Source organism: Prauserella oleivorans (assembly GCF_042685745.1).
GTDB lineage: Bacteria > Actinomycetota > Actinomycetes > Mycobacteriales > Pseudonocardiaceae > Prauserella_A > Prauserella_A oleivorans.
The window spans coordinates 2,399,188-2,415,001 of the sequence record NZ_JBHUNT010000001.1; the positions used below are offsets into that span (position 1 = coordinate 2,399,188).

The window sequence follows — 15,814 nt, forward strand, 5'->3', positions numbered from 1 at the left end:
TCGTCCCGGGCCTTCACAACACGCACAGCCGTGGCGACGTCGCCGCTCAGCACGGTCGTGCCCGCCCACCGCGGGGCGGTGAGGCTGGTCGAAACCAGGTATTGGGCTTGCCGTTCAGCGCGGCGGCGATCGCGTTGCCCGGATCGATCATCGTTGCCCACGAGCCCGCGAGGATCTCGTAGGTCCGCCTGCCGAACAGAAACGCGGCCGCGCCGCCGTAGACCTGGTCCAGATGGTCCCCGGTTTCGGCCTCGACAAGGGGAAGGGCCCACCCGCCGCGGTCGAAGCAGCCGCGGCGATCCTCGTCAGGCCCGCCCAGGCCCTGCATCACGCCGTCCACCGAGATGTTGGTCGTGGTCGTCAGCCTCATGTCGTGCTCCCCTCGCCGAACAACCGATTCGCGTCGCCTCGTTCAGGCAAGCACACGTGCCGGCCCAGGTGATCCCGGCGAATGCGCGGCCGCGCTACTAGTGTCGGGACCATGACGATCCCGACGGACCCGGAGACCGGCGAGTTCCACCGGGCGCCCAACCGGTTCACCGACCGCATCACCGCCGACGGCCGGGACGGCTGGCCGGTGGAGCCCGGCCGGTACCGGCTCGTGGTCAGCAGGGCGTGCCCGTGGGCGAGCCGCGGGCTGATCGTGCGCAGGCTGCTCGGGCTCGAGCAGGTGCTCTCGGTCGCGGTCGCCGACCCGATCCAGGACGAGAAGAGCTGGCGATTCACGCTCGACCCGGGCGGCATCGATCCCGTGCTCGGCATCGGGTACCTGTACGAGGCCTACGAGAAGGCCGATCCCGACTACACCGGCGGCATCAGTGTTCCCGCGATCGTCGACATCCCGAGCGGCAAGCTCGTCACCAACGACTACCCCCAGATCACGCTCGACCTGGCCACCGAGTGGACCGCCTACCAGCGGGACGGCGCGCCCGAGCTGTACCCGGAACCGCTGCGCGGGGAGATCGACGAGATCAACGCCCAGGTCTACGCCGACGTCAACGCGGCCGTGTACGAGGCCGGGTTCGCGACCAAGCAGGCCGCCTACGAGGACGCCTACGACCGCCTGTTCGCCCGGCTCGACGCGCTGTCCGAGCGGCTGGCCACGCAGCGCTACCTCGTCGGCGACACGATCACCGAGGCCGACATCCGGTTGTTCACCACGCTGGTCCGGTTCGACGCCGTCTATCACGGCCACTTCAAGTGCAACCGCACCAAGCTCACCGAGATGCCCGTGCTGTGGGCGTATGCCCGCGACCTGTTCCAGACACCGGGATTCGGCGACACCGTGGACTTCGACCACATCAAGCGGCACTACTACCAGGTGCACGAACAGATCAACCCGACGCGCATCGTACCGAAAGGTCCAGACCTATCGGTGTGGGCGACGCCGCACGGCCGGGAACGGCTCGGTGGCAGGCCTTTCGGTGACGGTACGCCTCCGCCTCCGCCGCCCGCGCAGGAGACCCTGCCACCGCAGTGGTGAGGTGGCTCGTATCCTCGGCCCGTGGGAGGGACCGGGGCGGAGCGTCTTGCCGATGCACTCAGTGAGCTCGAGGTCGACGTGGCGTTCGGGTTGCCGGGCGTGCACAACCTGCCGGCGTGGAATGCCCTGCCCGCCAAGGGAATCCGGTTGCTCGGCGTGCGCCACGAGCAGGCCGCCGGGTTCGCCGCCGACGGCTACGCCCGCACGACCGGCAGACTCGGCGTCGCCGTCGTCACGACCGGTCCCGGCGCGGCCAACACCCTCGCGGCCGTCGGCGAGGCACAGGCGTCGGCGTCGCCGGTGCTCGTACTCGCCACCGACATCCCGTCGACGCTGCGCAGACCCGGCACGGTGCGCGGGGTGCTGCACGAGACAAGCGACCAGCAGGCGCTGTTCGCTCCGGTGACCAAGGCCGCCTTCACCGTCGACCACCCGGACGCCATCGCGTCCGTCGTGCGGCGCGCGGGCAGGTTGGCGTTGCGGCCACAGAGCGGTCCGGTGTATGTCGGCATCCCCACCGATTTCCTGAGCCAGGAGGCCGACGATCCGTTCCCGGCAGAGCCGACCGAGGTACTCCACGCCGTGGACGTCGCTGATCTGCTGCGGGCCCGCGAGGTGCTGATCACGGCGGAGCGGCCGCTGATCTGGGCCGGCGGGGGCGCGTTGCGGGCAGGCGCGGGCGAGGCGGTCGGGCAGCTGGCCGAGAAGCTCGCCGCGCCCGTCATCACCACCTACGCCTCCCGCGGCATCGTGCCGCCCGACCACCCGTGCCGGGCGTCGAACCCGGTCCACACGCCGGAGGTCGGTGCGCTGTGGGACGAGGCGGACGTGGTGCTCGCGATCGGCACCGACTTCGACGGCATGATGACCCAGAACTGGCGCATGCCGCGGCCACGCAGGCTCATCGCCGTCAACGTCGACCCGGCCGACGCGGCGAAGAACTACCCGCCCGACCTGCTCCTGCGCGGCGACGCGCGCGAGGTGACCGAGCGGCTGCTGGCCGGGATGCCGCAGCGGCCCGGGCTGGAGGAACTGTCCCGCAGGCTCGACGAGATCGAGCTGCGGGTGCGCCGCCGGGTCCGCAAGGAGGAGCCGCAGGCGGCCGAGTTCCTCTCCGCGCTCGGGGAGACGCTCCCGGACGACGCCGTGCTCGTCTCGGACATGTGCGTCGCGGGGTACTGGCTCGGCGGCTTCTACCGGGTCGCCGCGCCCCGCAAGCTCGCCTATCCGATGGGCTGGGGCACGCTCGGCTTCGGCTTTCCCGCCTCGCTCGGCGTGGCCACGGCCGGGGTCGGCCGGGCGGTGTGCATCACCGGCGACGGCGGTTTCCTCTACGGCGTGGGCGAGCTCGCGACCGCCATCCAGGAGAACCTGCCGATCACGGTGGTGGTCGTCGACGACGGCGGCTACGGCATGCTCCGGTACGACCAGACCCGCGCCGGGCTGCCGAACGAAGGCGTCGACCTGGTGACGCCGGATTTCGTGGGGCTGGCGAAGTCGTTCGGCATCTACGCCGACCGCGTGGACGGCTTCGGCAGGGCCTTCCGCAGGCTGCTGCGGGAGTTCACGCGCGCCGATGAGCCGAACGTGCTGGTGGTGAGCGCGGAGCTCAGCCCCCCCGCTGAACACGTCCCCGCGCTGGTACCGGCGCTAGCCCGGGGCCGCGCGCACAATGGCGGTATGGACGACACCGCTGTAGCGATCCTCACCGAGTCCAAGACCATCGCCGTGGTGGGTCTCAGCCGTGACCCGGCCAAGTCCGCGCACTCCGTGCCCGCCGCGATGCAGGGCGCCGGATTCCGCGTGATCCCGGTGAACCCCACCGCCGACACGCTGCTCGGCGAGACCGTGTACCGGTCCCTGGAGGACATCCCGGAGCCCGTGGACGTGGTGAACGTCTTCCGGCCGTCGCCCGAGGCCGCCGGCATCGCCCGGCAGGCGGTTCGGATCGGCGCGAAGGCGCTGTGGCTGCAGCAGGGCATCGCCTCGTCCGAGGCGCGGGCGATCGCCGAGGAGGCCGGGCTGGCCTATGTCGAGGACCAGTGCATGGCGGTGGTCCGGGCCCTCTCCGGCATCCGCAAGTGAGTTCTCACGTCTGGCCGGGGTGGTCCTCGGACAGGTAGAGGACGTCGGTGGCCCCAAGCAACCCGAGGCCGGACCGGATCGGCTCGGGCACCACCGAAGGCCGCTCGTCGTGGACGATGCGCGGAGTGCGCAGCGGCACGGTGCGGCCGCGGGTCTCCAGCCGGCAGCCGCCGGAGGCCAGGACGTTGCGGACCCAGTCGGTCCGCGTGCCGTAGGGCAGCGGGATCACGTAGCCGTCGCCGGTGCGGAAGGCGTTGACCGGCGTGCGGTAGATCCGCCCGGACGTGCGCCCGGTGTGCACCACGTTGGCGAGACCCGGCACCCGGCCGGCGACCGGACGGGCGAACCGGTTGGTGACGGCGCGGTTGAACCGGGCGAGCCGGGCGGGAAAGGCCATGCTCCGAGTGTCGGCACCGGAAACACCCGCGACAAATCGGGTGCGACGGGGTTACCGTCGTCTCATGCCGTTCCGTTGACGCACGTCACCGCTCCCGGACTCGGTCCGAACGCCCGCCCGGCTGATCCGGGTCTGGGCGCTGCTCGCGGACTTCGTGCCGCTGTACCCGCTGTACGCACTCCTGTTCACGCACACGGGACTGTCCGACGCCGAGATCTCGGCGCTGTTCGCCCTCTGGTCGGTGGTCGGCGTGGTCGGCGAGGTGCCGACGGGTGCGCTGGCCGACCGCTTCTCCCGCAGGTCGTCGCTGGCTGTCGGCGGTGTGCTGCAGGCGGCGGGTTACCTGCTGTGGACGACGCTGCCCGGCTTCTCCGCCTTCGCCGCCGGTTTCGTGCTGTGGGGAATCGGCGGCACGCTCGTCTCCGGTGCGGTGGAGGCCTGGCTGTACGACACCCTCGCCGCCGCGGATGCCGAGTCGTCCTTCGCCAGGCTGTACGGCCAGGTCAACGCGTGTGAGCTGATCGCCCAGGTGCCGTCGGCCCTCGCCGCGACCCTGCTGCTGCCGCTGGGCGGATTCGACCTGGTCGGCTGGGCGAGTGTGGCCACCTGTCTCGGCGCGGCGCTGCTGGCGGCGCGGCTGCCGGAACCGCCCCGGCACGGTGCCGACGAACCCGGTGACGGCCTCGGCTACCTGGCGACGCTGAAGGCCGGCGTCACCGAGGCCGTCACCACGCCCGGTGTACGGGGCGCCGTGGTGGTGGTCGCGCTGCTGGCCTCGCTGGACGGCATCGAGGAGTACTTCGGTGTGCTCGCCGAGGACTGGCAGGTGCCGCTGCAGTGGATCTCCCTCGCGGTGCTCGGCATCCCGCTCGCCGGTGCGGCCGGTGCGGCGGTCGCGGGCAGGCTGGCGCCCCGGGCGCTCGCGCCGGTGCTCCTCGCCGGTGTGCTGATCTTCGCGGCGGCGGGCCTGTTCGCGCATCCGTCCGGTCTGGCGCTGGTGGCGCTGTTCTACGCGCTGTACCGGGCGGTGCTGGTGGTCGGCGAGGCCCGGCTGCAGGAGCGCATCGACGGCCGCGCCCGGGCCACGGTGACGTCGGTCGCCGGCGTGGGCACCGACCTCGCCGGACTGCTGCTGTACGGCTCGTGGGCCGTCGCGGGGCTGCCCGCGGCCCTCGTGCTGGCGGCGGTCGTGGCCCTGGTGCTGCCGCTGGGGCTCGGCCGCGCCCGAGCACGCCGTGGGCCGGACCCCATCCGGCCGCCGTCTGCCACCACGACATGAGCGGGGGTTACCGTCGGCGGCATGCTGATCGACGACCTGCGCCGCGACCTGCCCGCCGACCGGCTCGTGCAGGATCCCGACGTCATAGCCGGGTATCTCCACGACGACGCCGAGTGGGCTCCGCACGGCAAGCCCGCCGTGGTGGTGCGGCCGCGCACCGCCGAGGAGGTCCGCTCCGTGGTGCGGGCATGCGTGCGGCACCGGGTCCCGCTCGTCACGCGCGGCGCCGGCACCGGGCTCTCCGGCGGGGCGAACGCCGTCGACGGCGGCGTGGTGCTGTCCACCGAGCTGATGTCGGCGATCCGCGAGATCAACCCGATGGAGCGGCTGGCCGTTGTCGAGCCCGGCGTGGTGAACGACGACCTGCGGGCGGCGTGCGCCGAGCACGACCTGTGGTACCCGCCCGACCCCGCGAGCGCGCCGTGGTCGACCATCGGCGGCAACGTCGCCACCAACGCGGGCGGGTTGTGCTGCGTCAAGTACGGCGTCACGCGCGACTACGTGCTCGGGCTGCAGGTCGTCACCGGCACCGGCGAGCTCGTGCGGCTCGGCAGGCGGACCGCGAAGGGCGTGGCGGGCTACGACCTCGCCGGGCTCATGGTCGGTTCCGAGGGCACGCTCGGAGTCATCACCGAGGTCACCGTGAAACTGCGCCCGCTGCGCGATCCCGAGCACACGGTCGCCGGCTACTTCTCCTCGGTCGTCGACGCGGGCCGCGCCGTCGCCGCCGTGGCCGACGCGGGCCTGACTCCGTCGGCGCTGGAACTGGTGGACCGGCACTGCCTCGCCGCCGTCGACCGGTGGAAGAACATGGGACTGGCCGTGGACGCCGACGTGGTGCTGCTCGGCCGCACCGACACGCCGGGCGCGGCGGGCGAGCAGGAGGCCGAGCGGATGCTCGACTGTTTCCACCGCGGCGGTGCCACCTGGGCGGCGCGTTCGACCGACCAGGAGGAGGCCGACGCGCTGTTCGCCGCGCGCAGGCTCGCCTATCCGGCGCTGGAGCGGCTCGGCCCGGTGCTCACCGAGGACGTGTGCGTGCCCAAGGCCGTGGTGCCCGAGATGCTCGCCCGCATCGAAGCCACGGCGAACAGGCACGACACGCTCATCGCCAACATCGCGCACGCCGGCGACGGCAACCTGCATCCGCTGCTCATCACGCCGCCCGGCGACGACGCCGCGCGCGAGCGTGCGCAGGCGGCATTCCACGACATCATCGCCGACGCGCTCGATCTCGGCGGCACGGTGACCGGCGAGCACGGGGTGGGCCTGCTCAAGCGCGACGGTCTCGCCGCGGAACTGGAGCCCGCCGTGCTCGGCATGCACCGGGCCGTCAAGGCCGCCCTCGACCCGCACGGGATCCTCAACCCCGGCAAGGTCATTCCCGACTGAGGCTCACCGGAGCGGTCAGCGGGGCAGCAGCCGCATCGGCAGGCCGTCGGCGGGCACGGGCAGCGACGTGTTGTCCCAGCGGGCGCGGTAACCGGAGGGCACCGTCCAGCGGTAGGCGCGCAGCATCTCGTGCAGGATCGCCTTGACCTCCAGGGTGCCGAAGTGCAGGCCGATGCACTTGTGCACGCCGCCGCCGAACGGGATCCAGGCGAACCGGTGGCTGCTGTCCTCCCGTCGGTGCGCCGCGAAGCGTTCCGGATCGAAGGTGTCCGGGTCGGTCCAGCACTCGCGCACGAAATGGTTCACGCCCGGTGCCGCGACCACCACGGTGTCCTCCGGGATGTGGTAGCCGAGCACCTGGGTGGGCTTGACCGTCTTGCGCATCAGCGTCGGCACCGGGGCCAGCAGGCGCAGCGACTCCTTGATGACCCGCTCGAGCGTCTCCAGCCTCTCCAGCGCGTGGATGTCGGGCACCTCGTCGCCGAGGGCGAGCGACTCCTCGCGCGCGCGTTGCTGCCATTCCGGGTGCTTGCCGAGGTAGTAGGCCGCGACGCTGGTGGTGATGGTCGACGTGTCGTGTGCGGCCATCATCAGGAAGATCATGTGGCTGATGATGTCGTCGTCGCTGAACCGCTCGCCGTCGGACGTCGTGGCCTGGCACAGCGCGGAGAACAGGTCCGATCCGCCCGACGCCCTGGCCGCGGGCAGGTGCCGGGCGAAATAGTCCTCGAGCAGCTTGCGGCCCTTGACGCCGGCGCGGAACCGCGTGCCCGGCAGCGGATAGCGGACCAGCGACGTCGCCGCCCGCACCGCGGCCACGAACGCCTGGTTGATGCGGTTCAGGTCCTCGTCGCCGCCGCGGCCGCCCATGAACACCTGAGTCGCCACATCCAGCGTCAACTTCTTGAGCAGCCAATATATCCGGACCGGACGGCCGGTCGTCCACTGTGGAACGCGGTCACGCACGCCCGGCGCGATCTGCCCGACGTAACCGGTGAGCCGGTCGCGGGTGAACGCCTCCTGCATGATCCGCCGGTGCATCCGGTGCTCGTCGAAGTCGAGCAGCATGAGCCCGCGGTGGAAGAACTCGTCGATCAGCAGCGTCCAGCCGCCTTGGGAGAACGCCTTGTCCTTGTTGGTCAGCACCTGCTGGGTGGCCTCGGGGCCGGCGACCGTCACGACCTTGAAGCCGACCGAACCCATCCACGACACGGGCCCGTAGCGCTCGTAGCGGTCGCGCAGCAGCTCGTTGCCGAAGCGGATGTAGTTCAGCGTGTGGCCCACCAGCGGCAGGCCCGCATCGCCCGGCACGGGCCGCAGGCCGCTGCCCGGTGGCGGGGGCGCGAGCTCACCCTCGGGCCGGCGCCGGGCGAGACGCAGGAGCGCGTCGTCCACCGGCTCGGGTGCCGGCGCGGCCAGGACCGACGACAACCGTTGCCGGGCTGCCTGGCTGGTGCGCTCGAGCAGGGAAACCATCTCGTCTCCTCACGGTCGTGGTCCGGCGACATCGCCGCGGTGGTGTGTGTGGTCCGTTGTGGACGCAGGAGTCAGTGGGCGAGGTTCCGGGCGTTGCCCACCGCGCGCGCCTCGTACCCTTTGCGGGCAGCGTGGTCGGCACCGCCGAGGATCCGGTGGGCGCCGCTGGCGCGGAGCAGCGCGTCGCCGAGCCTGCGCGGCAGCAGGGCGTTGAGCTTGTTGGCGACGACGAGGTCGCGCGGCACGTAGACGTCGAAGCGCGGGCGGCGCACGGTGGCGAGGATGGCGGCGGCCACGTCCTCCGGGCTCACCGAACGCACCACTGTGGACTCGCCGAGCCCGGTGGCCAGTTCCGTGCGGACCACCGACGGCATGACGACGGAGACGTGCACGCCGGTGCGGTGCAGCTCCGCGCGGAGGGCGTCGGAGAAGCCGACCACGCCGTGCTTGGTCGCGCAGTAGGTGGCGGCGCCGAGGAAGCCGATTTTGCCCGCTTCCGAGGCCAGGTTGACGATGTGGCCGCGGCCGCGCGGGCGCATCCGGCGCACGGCCTCCCTGCTGCCGTGGATCACGGCGTGCAGGTTGATCTCCAGTTGCCGGACGGTGACCTCGTCGGGCTCGTCGTCGATCCGCCCGAGCGGCATGATGCCGGCGTTGTTGACCAGCACGTCGATGGGTCCGAAGGCGGCCTCCACCTCATCCAGGAACCGCGTGTAGGCGGCCGTGTCGGTCACGTCGAGCTGCCAGGCGCGCAGGCGCGGCCGGTCGCGGAGTTCGGCGGAAAGCGCGGAGACGTCCAGGTCGGCGACCGCTACGGTCGCTCCCGCGTCGAGGAATGCCTGCGCGGTCTTCGCGCCGATGCCGCGTGCGCCGCCGGTGATCACCACGACTGTGCCTTCGACCTGCTGTTTCCTGCCGAACCTGCGTGTGGGCTGGTCCATCGGCGGCGCCTCCTTGCGACTTCTGACAGACAACGCAGTCAGAATGGATCTGACAGCAGGGTATGTCAAGATGAATCGGTGTCCATGCCCAAGCGGAGTTACCGAGGAGTCAGCGCCCAGCAGCGGCACGACCAGCGGCGCGAGCAGCTGCTCGACGCCGGCCTGGACCTGCTGGGCACCGTGGGTTGGCGCAAGACCACGATGACCGCCGTCTGTGCGAGGGCCGGGTTGACCGAGCGCTACTTCTACGAGAGTTTCGCCAACCGCGACGAGCTCCTGCTCGCGGTGATCGACCGCATCGCCGGCCGGATCCGCGACGTCGCCCTCGCGGCACTCGCCGGTCCCGGTGACCCGCAGGCCAAGGTGGAGGCGGCCGTCGGCGCGCTCGTCGACCTGCTCACCCACGACCCGCGCGTCGGGCGCGCGGCCATGCTGGAGTCGGCCGCCGCCGAGCCGCTACGGGCCCGGCGGCACGAGTTGTTGCTCGAGTTCGCCCAGCTCATCGCCACGCAAGCGCATGCGCTCTACGGCGACGAAGCCCTCCCACCGCCCCGGGACCAGGTCAACGGCCTGATGCTCACCGGTGGGCTCGCCGAGCTGCTCATGGCGTGGCTGAGCGGCGAGCTGTCCATCACCCGCCAGGACATCATCGACATCGTGGCCCGCCAGTTCGCCGTCACGGCTCGCGACCGCCGCTCCTGACGCAGTCCGCCGCCGTGTGCGCCGTTCCGGTAGCCGTGTCTGCGACTCCGGTAGTCGTGTCTGCGGTCCAGGTAGCCGTGTCTGCGGTCCAGGTAGCCGTGTGCGCGGTTCCCGTAGCCGTGTCGGTCCTTCCGGGCTCCTTCCGGCGCCGCGGGTCGTTCGGCCCTAGCCGCCGGTGCGCCCGGGCGGCGATTCTCACGTCGAGGACCGTCGAGGGAGCGGCGATGGGGCATGCGCAAGGCGACCTGGACTCCGGCCTGAGCTTCCACTTGCAATTGGGATCGGGTGCGATCGTCTGGCTGTTCGCCGCCTTCGTGGTCACCTTCGTCGTCACGCGGGTGATCGTGCGCCTCATCAGATCCGGGCGGGGGCCGTTTCGCGACACCGACGTCGGCGGTGTGCACGTTCATCACCACGTCTACGGCATCTTCCTGATCCTGGCCTCGGGAGTCGCCGAATTCGTCTACCGCCCGGACGCGCCCTGGGTGCACGTGCTGGCCGCCGTCTTCGGTGTGGGTGCCGCGCTCACCCTCGACGAGTTCGCGCTGTGGCTGTACCTCGACGACGTGTACTGGACCGAGGAGGGCCGCAAGTCGATCGACGTGGTGCTCGGGGCCACGCTGGTCGGCCTGCTGTTCGTGCTCGGCGCGCGCCCGTTCGAGGACAACGCGGGGGAAGGGCGGATCGTCTTCGCCGTCACCGTGACGCTGAACCTGGTCTTCTCGCTGATCGCGATCGTCAAGGGCAAGGTCGGCTCCGGTGTGATCGGCCTGATGGTTCCGTTCGTGGCGATGATCGCGGCACTGCGATTGGCCAAACCCGCATCGCCGTGGGCCCGCAGGCGCTACCCGGAGGGCTCCCGCAAGCTCGAGCGGGCTCAAGCGCGCTTCCCGCGGCATCGCCGTGGCCGCCTGTCCGGCGTCGGCGACCGCCTGGCGGGTGTCCCGACCGACTCGAAGTCGTAGCGACGCGGCGATCACGCGAACGTCGGGCTGGCCAGGTCAGCGTGCAGCTCCTAGGGTCGGTGGAGCGCGCGGGCCGAATGCAGGCGTCAAGGAGGACGGATGGCTGGTCTCGAGCGGTTCAGACTGATGATCGGCGGCAAGCAGGTCGACGCACGCACCGGGAAGACCTTCGAATCACGCAATCCCTACACCGGCCGGAGCTGGGCCGAGCTGGCGGACGGTTCCCCGGAGGACGTCGACGCCGCGGTGGCCGCCGCCCGGTCCGCCTTCACCGGCGAGTGGAGCCGGACCACCGGATTCGTGCGGGCGCAGCTGCTGCGCCGTGTCGGCGACCTCGTCACCGACAATGCCGATCGGCTCGCGCGCCTGGAGGTCAACGACTCGGGCAAGCTGTATCGGGAAATGATCGGCCAGGTGAACGGAATCGGCTCCTGGTTCCACTACTACGCCGGACTTGCCGACAAGCTCGAGGGCCGCCAGATTCCCGCGCCCAATCCGAACTATCTCGTCTACACGCGCAAGGAACCGATCGGTGTCGTCGCGGCGATCACCCCGTGGAACTCGCCGCTGCTGCTGTTGACCTGGAAGCTGGCGCCGGCACTCGCCGCCGGCTGCACCGTGGTGGTGAAGCCGTCGGAACACGCGCCGGCGTCCACGGTCGCGCTGGCGGAGCTGTTCGACGAGGCCGGGTTCCCGCCCGGTGTGCTGAACGTCGTGACGAGCAGCGCGCCCGAGGTCGGCGCGGCGCTCGCGGGCCATCCCGGGGTCGACAAGGTCGCGTTCACCGGCTCCACGTCGACGGGACGGCATGTCGCGCACGCCGCCGCGGAGAACCTCAATCCGGTCACTCTGGAGCTCGGCGGGAAATCGCCGCAGATCGTGTTCCCGGACGCCGATCTCGAGGCGGCGGCGAACGGGGTCGTATCCGGTGTGTTCGCCGCGACCGGGCAGACGTGCATGGCCGGATCGCGGCTGATCGTCCACGAGTCGGTGCACGACGAGCTGGTGCGCCTGGTCGCCGACCGGGCCGCCACCATCCGGCTCGGTGACCCGATGGACACGGCCACCGAGATGGGCCCGGTGGCCAACGAGCCGCAGTACGAGAAGGTGCTGCACTACCTGCGGACGGCGCAGGACGAAGGGGCCACGGTCGCCTACGGCGGCGCGGCCGACGACGGTCTGGGTGGCCTGTTCGTCAAGCCGACAGTCCTCACCGGAGTGAGTCCCGAATCGACCGTCGTGCGCGAGGAGGTGTTCGGCCCGGTGCTGTCCGCCTACGCGTTCGGCGAGGAGGACGAGGCGGTGAAGCTCGCCAACGACACCTCGTTCGGGCTGGCCGGTGCGGTGTGGACCAAGGACGTGCACCGCGCGCACCGGGTCGCCGCGCAGGTGCGGGCGGGCACCGTGTGGATCAACGCCTATCGCGTCGTCGCGCCCAGCGTTCCGTTCGGTGGCTACGGGTTGTCGGGAATCGGCCGGGAGAACGGCGTCGAGGCGATCGACGCCTACACCGAGAACAAGTCGGTCTGGGTGGAGCTCACGGGCGGCACGCGGGATCCGTTCACGCTGGGCTGAGCGTCGGTCGCGCGGCTGCGGCCCGGCCGGCGCCGTGTCCGGTACCGGCCGGGCCGTCGCGAGCCGGCGCAGTGCCGCCCGGCGTCCTGTCGATCCACTGTGGTCACTGTTTCGGCACGGTGAGCGTCGTCGCGAGCGTCCTACTCCTTCTTCAGCTTGTCTTGGGCGGTTCCGGCCATCTTCTCCATCTTGTTGGGCAGTTCCGTCGTGCCGTAGAACCGGGAATCCGGGTGGGTCGGCGGCGGCATGGGTGCCGTGGTCGTCGGCCCCTCGTGGTAGCTGAATTCGCCGTGGCCGTCCGGCGTCGCCCCGGCGGCCCAGCGTCCCTCGCCGGCGTGCTGACCGTCGCTGAAGTTCAGGTACTGGTAGGCCACCTCGCGCTGTTCGTTGCCCAGCGGGAAGTTGCTCGGCACGGGAAGGTCCTCGGCGCCCTCTTCGCGCAACTCGGCCGCGGCGGCGATCCACTGGTTCTGGTGCATGGTGTCCCGGGCGAGCAGGAACGACAGCAGCTCGCGCACGCCGTGGTCGTCGGTCATGTGGTAGAGCCGCGCGACCTGGGCGCGTCCCTGCATCTCGGCGTTGGCGTTGGCGGTGAAGTCCGCGAGCAGGTTTCCACTCGCGGTGATGTAGGAGCCCTGCCAGGGGTTGGCCATGCTGTCCACCGGCCGCGCGCCGGCCCCCGCCACGATGGCGTGTTGCAAGTCGGTGCCGCCGATCACGGCCGCGACCGTCGAGTCGGCCTGCACCGCGTCGCCGGTGATTCCCAGCGGCGCCTTCTCCAACAACTGCGCGATCATGGTCGCGAGCATCTCGACATGGCCGAATTCCTCCGAGCCGATACCGAAAACGAGATCCCGATATTTCCCGGGAATGTGCATGTTCCATCCCTGGAACATGTATTGCATCGCCACCGTGATCTCGCCGTACTGACCGCCAAGCACCTCCTGCAGCTTGCGCGCGTAGACGGCGTCCGGCTGATCCGGGGTCGACTTGAACTGCAGCTCCTGCCGGTGAAGAAACATCGAAAACTCCCCTGTTCGGGTGTGGCATGAAGCACATGCGTTCCCGGCGTTTCCCGGTCCCAAACAAGCCGGCCACGCGTATAGCCGCGTGCACGCGGGGTAGCCCGAGCCGACGTGCGCCTGAGTGATGTAACGACATGGCATCGGTCGCCTGCAGCCCGTGATGCGGGCCGAGATCAAGACGAAGGGACATTCAACTGGGAGGAAAACCATGTCGCAGCCCCACCTCGCCCCTTACCCGCGCGTTCATACCGCGCCCGACACATCCAGGGCACTCGCCTGGTCCGCTCTGATCCTCGGAATCGTCGGCACGATCGGTTCGCCGATCTTCTTCCTGAACACCGTGACCGCCGTGGCAGCTGGAGTCGGCGTGATTCTGGGTGTGATCGCCCTGCTCGGCACCAGGAGGGCTCTGGCCGGTACTGGCTGTGTCGCGTGCATTGGTGCGATCGTGTTCACCGTCCTGGTGCGACAAGTCGCCATCGACGAATCCGGTCGCGGCAACGAGGAGTTCGGGTCCCAGACGGAACACATCATCGAAGAACGTGGCGGCGGAAGTCTGGGTGCACCGACCGGTGTGCCCTTGCTCGGAGTCGAGGCCGCGCGGCAATTGCTCAAGCGTGGCGCACACGTCGGCCCTGGTGTCGCGCCGGAGGCGCAAACATGAGAGTCCGTGGGGCAGCGGGACGTCGGCGCGCGGTGACCGAGAGACCCGCCGGCGGCCGTCATCTGGGGCCACGCTGTCGGAAGCGCAAGCGTTGGGTTCGGAGTAGCTCGCCGAGTCGGCCCCGGCAACCCCACGCGACGAGACCCCTCGGCGCACGTGCCCGGCAGATCGGCCCCGCCTGTGAGCTCAGCCGACCGCGGCACCGAACCACCGGGGCAGCCGTTCGAGCAGATCCTGCTGATCGTCACCGACCCAGGCCACGTGAGCGTCCGGGCGCAGCAGCACAGCGGGCACGTCCAGTTCCTCGCTGACGTCGACGACGTGGTCGACCCGGTCCGCCCATCCCGCCACCGACAGCCGGCCGGTCTGATCGAGCAGCAGCCCGCGGCCGCCGTGCATCCGCTCGTAGAGACGTCCGTGCTTCAGTGGCACGTCCCGCATCCGCCGGCCGAGCAGGTCGTGGCCGTCGCCGAAGTCGTACCGGATCGCGGTCGCGGTGATCTTCTCGGTCAGGTACCGGTTCACCTCCTCGAAGTCCATCAGTTCCGACACCAGCCTGCGCACGGCCCGCGCACCCGGTTCGAGGGACATCAGCTCCATCTGCGCGCGGGTGTTGTCGAGGACGCCGGCGGCCACCGGGTGCCGTTCGGTGTGGTAGCTGTCGAGCAGCCCCTCGGGCGCCCAGCCGGCCACCTCGGCGGCGAGTTTCCAGCCGAGGTTGAACGCGTCCTGGATACCGAGGTTGAGGCCCTGCCCGCCGACCGGCGGGTGGATGTGTGCCGCATCGCCGGCCAGCAGCACCCGGCCGACGCGGTAACGCTCGGCCTGCCGTGTGGCGTCGCCGAAGCGGGACAGCCAGCGCGGCGAGTGCACGCCGAAATCGGTGCCGGCTACCGCCCGCAGCTGTTTCCGGACCTCCTCGAGGGTCGGCGGAACCGTACGATCCTCGGCCAGGCCGTCGGCGGGCACGACAACGCGGTGCAGGCCACTGTCCCCGAGGGGGCCGACACCGAACCGCAGCTGGGTCTTGCGCACCTCTGCGACGACGTTGGCCACGGTCTCCGGCGACGCGGTCACCTCCATCTCGCCCAGCAGCGTCTCGACGCGGCTGGGCTCGCCGGGGAAATCGACGCCGAGCAATGTGCGTACCGTGCTGCGGCCGCCGTCGCAGCCGACGAGGTAGCGTGCACGCACCTGCCTGCTCTCGCCGTCGGCGGTGGTCACGTCGACGGTGACGCCGTCCGCGTCCTGGTCGAGACTCACCAGTTCCCAGCCGCGCCGGATGTCGGCGCCGACCTCGGTGGCGTGCTCGGCCAGCAGTCGGTCGGTGCTGGTCTGCGGGATGCCGAGGACGTAGGAATGCGCGCTGTCCAGGGCAGGCGCCGGCTTGGGGATGGCGGCGAAGAAGCCGCCGACGGGATACCGCCTGCCGTGTGCGAGGAACCGCTCCAGCAGCCCGCGCTGGTCCATCACCTCGATGCTGCGTGCGTGCAAGCCGAGCGCACGGACCACCGGTGTCGGCTCCGGTTCCTTCTCCAGGACGAGCACGCGCACCCCGTGCAGCCGCAGCTCGGAGGCCAGCATCAAACCGGTCGGTCCGCCGCCGGCAACGATCACATCGAACATGAACCCGCCAATTCGCTGAGGTTGGCTTGTGGCCAGCTGCTCGGAAACGGCCCGGAGCGCACATCGACGCCGCGCATTCCCGGATTTCTCCGCAGGTTCTGGCTTCGGCCGCACAGTGTGCGGCACGTCCCAGGCCTTGCCGCAAGCCCCCTGGTGCGCTATATGGTGAAAGTGGCAGGGAGATGTTCTCCCTGCCTTTTGTGT

The 15,814-nt window shown here is 70.7% G+C and carries 13 protein-coding genes and 2 pseudogenes; 9 read left to right on the top strand and 6 right to left on the bottom strand.

The genetic code is table 11. The features are described from left to right. Positions 1 to 46 precede the first annotated feature (46 nt). The gene (locus ACFSZT_RS11810; protein ID WP_377384403.1) at positions 47 to 370 is read right to left on the bottom strand and encodes a hypothetical protein; all 324 of its coding nucleotides are present in this window, start codon (positions 368 to 370) and stop codon (positions 47 to 49) included. Positions 371 to 481: 111 nt separating this feature from the next. Here ACFSZT_RS11810 and ACFSZT_RS11815 point away from each other — a divergent pair, with 111 nt between their 5' ends. The 3 genes and pseudogenes from ACFSZT_RS11815 to ACFSZT_RS11825 all read left to right on the top strand — a co-directional run. Beyond that, positions 482 to 1,483: a glutathione S-transferase family protein gene (locus ACFSZT_RS11815; protein WP_377384405.1), complete on the top strand. Its 1,002-nt coding sequence runs from the start codon at positions 482 to 484 to the stop codon at positions 1,481 to 1,483. A 21-nt stretch (positions 1,484 to 1,504) separates the two neighbouring features. Further along, positions 1,505 to 3,137, top strand: a pseudogene (locus ACFSZT_RS11820) (thiamine pyrophosphate-binding protein). Between the two features lie 68 nt (positions 3,138 to 3,205). Beyond that, positions 3,206 to 3,568, top strand: a pseudogene (locus ACFSZT_RS11825) (CoA-binding protein); the annotation flags it as partial. 4 nt (positions 3,569 to 3,572) lie between these two features. Here ACFSZT_RS11825 and ACFSZT_RS11830 read toward each other — a convergent pair. Further along, positions 3,573 to 3,965, bottom strand: a complete 393-nt coding sequence (locus tag ACFSZT_RS11830; protein ID WP_377384411.1) for a nitroreductase/quinone reductase family protein — start codon at positions 3,963 to 3,965, stop codon at positions 3,573 to 3,575. Between the two features lie 154 nt (positions 3,966 to 4,119). Between ACFSZT_RS11830 and ACFSZT_RS11835 the strand changes: the two genes are divergently transcribed. After that, a complete protein-coding gene (locus ACFSZT_RS11835; protein WP_377384413.1) occupies positions 4,120 to 5,244 on the top strand; it encodes an MFS transporter in 1,125 nt (374 codons plus the stop codon). A 21-nt stretch (positions 5,245 to 5,265) separates the two neighbouring features. After that, on the top strand, positions 5,266 to 6,636 hold the full coding sequence (locus ACFSZT_RS11840; protein WP_377384415.1) for an FAD-binding oxidoreductase: 1,371 nt from the start codon (positions 5,266 to 5,268) through the stop codon (positions 6,634 to 6,636). Positions 6,637 to 6,651: 15 nt separating this feature from the next. Here the strand turns inward: ACFSZT_RS11840 and ACFSZT_RS11845 are convergent, their stop codons facing one another. Together ACFSZT_RS11845 and ACFSZT_RS11850 are read right to left on the bottom strand one after the other, a co-directional pair. After that, entirely contained in the window at positions 6,652 to 8,112 is a 1,461-nt protein-coding gene (locus tag ACFSZT_RS11845; RefSeq protein ID WP_377384417.1) for a cytochrome P450, read from the bottom strand. A gap of 71 nt (positions 8,113 to 8,183) precedes the next feature. Further along, the gene (locus tag ACFSZT_RS11850; RefSeq protein WP_377384419.1) at positions 8,184 to 9,053 is read right to left on the bottom strand and encodes an SDR family oxidoreductase; all 870 of its coding nucleotides are present in this window, start codon (positions 9,051 to 9,053) and stop codon (positions 8,184 to 8,186) included. Positions 9,054 to 9,137: 84 nt separating this feature from the next. On the opposite strand from ACFSZT_RS11850, the gene ACFSZT_RS11855 reads away from it, so the two are divergent. The 3 genes from ACFSZT_RS11855 to ACFSZT_RS11865 all read left to right on the top strand — a co-directional run bounded on the left by ACFSZT_RS11855 (position 9,138) and on the right by ACFSZT_RS11865 (position 12,295). Continuing rightward, positions 9,138 to 9,755 carry a TetR/AcrR family transcriptional regulator gene (locus ACFSZT_RS11855; RefSeq protein ID WP_377384444.1) on the top strand — a complete coding sequence of 206 codons (618 nt, stop codon included), beginning with the start codon at positions 9,138 to 9,140 and terminating at the stop codon, positions 9,753 to 9,755. Positions 9,756 to 9,979: 224 nt separating this feature from the next. Beyond that, the gene (locus ACFSZT_RS11860; protein WP_377384421.1) at positions 9,980 to 10,720 is read left to right on the top strand and encodes a hypothetical protein; all 741 of its coding nucleotides are present in this window, start codon (positions 9,980 to 9,982) and stop codon (positions 10,718 to 10,720) included. A gap of 99 nt (positions 10,721 to 10,819) precedes the next feature. Then, positions 10,820 to 12,295, top strand: a complete 1,476-nt coding sequence (locus ACFSZT_RS11865; RefSeq protein ID WP_377384423.1) for an aldehyde dehydrogenase — start codon at positions 10,820 to 10,822, stop codon at positions 12,293 to 12,295. Between the two features lie 140 nt (positions 12,296 to 12,435). On the opposite strand, the gene ACFSZT_RS11870 is transcribed toward ACFSZT_RS11865, so the two are convergent. Next, complete coding sequence (locus tag ACFSZT_RS11870; RefSeq protein WP_377384425.1) at positions 12,436 to 13,317, bottom strand: manganese catalase family protein; 882 nt, start codon at positions 13,315 to 13,317, stop codon at positions 12,436 to 12,438. Between the two features lie 211 nt (positions 13,318 to 13,528). Here ACFSZT_RS11870 and ACFSZT_RS11875 point away from each other — a divergent pair, with 211 nt between their 5' ends. Further along, the gene (locus ACFSZT_RS11875) at positions 13,529 to 13,984 is read left to right on the top strand and encodes a hypothetical protein (protein ID WP_377384426.1); all 456 of its coding nucleotides are present in this window, start codon (positions 13,529 to 13,531) and stop codon (positions 13,982 to 13,984) included. Between the two features lie 186 nt (positions 13,985 to 14,170). Here the strand turns inward: ACFSZT_RS11875 and rox are convergent, their stop codons facing one another. After that, complete coding sequence (gene rox / locus ACFSZT_RS11880; RefSeq protein ID WP_377384428.1) at positions 14,171 to 15,610, bottom strand: rifampin monooxygenase; 1,440 nt, start codon at positions 15,608 to 15,610, stop codon at positions 14,171 to 14,173. Positions 15,611 to 15,814: the final 204 nt, after the last annotated feature.